The sequence below is a fragment of the Faecalicatena contorta genome (genome assembly GCF_021531995.1).
In the GTDB taxonomy this organism is placed as follows: domain Bacteria; phylum Bacillota; class Clostridia; order Lachnospirales; family Lachnospiraceae; genus Dorea_A; species Dorea_A contorta_A.
The window spans coordinates 1-535 of the sequence record NZ_JAFBIZ010000302.1 but is presented as its reverse complement, the minus strand read 5'-3'; the positions used below and the strand labels follow the sequence as shown (position 1 = coordinate 535).

At 32.7% G+C, this 535-nt stretch carries 1 protein-coding gene; it reads left to right on the top strand.

Annotated elements, in window-relative coordinates:
- Window positions 1-535, top strand: a 535-nt coding sequence (locus JQM82_RS16065) for a hypothetical protein (protein ID WP_235251424.1), incomplete at both ends; no start/stop codon positions are given.

Here is a 535-nt window from a genome sequence, read left to right as displayed (position 1 = left end):
ATTTTATGGTGTGGCTGAAAGACCTTCTAATTTCTTGGTAAGTTCAGAAGCACCATCTGAATATGAGAGAGTGCGACTTGAAGATAAAAGTATTTTTGTGGTTGATTTGTCTTCATTGCCAGATAATTTAATGGAAAAAGTGTCTATACCTGTATCACTTACAAATCCAACAGGCCAAAAGCTCTTTTCGTTTCTAAGATGTATAACGGATTCGAAAATATTTCAACAATATATCCCACTATCTGAGATATTGATTGAAAAGTACCATGTGCTAGAATCATATAGAAAGGTTTCTTTTGAAGATTTAATTCAAGTTCAACCTTTAGGTCATACTACTTTTATGAGTACGGAACTAGTATTTTATGATAAGGAATGGTATGAGCAAATTGCTGCGCTTATTGTTAATAATGTACAGGGAATAATAGATACGTTCCAAAGAGCTGGAGTAACTGCAATCCACTTGTTTGAAGATGACTTAAGCCAAAGTATTCCTTTAATAACAGAAGAGAATACCAATTTTCAGTTATATCTTAAT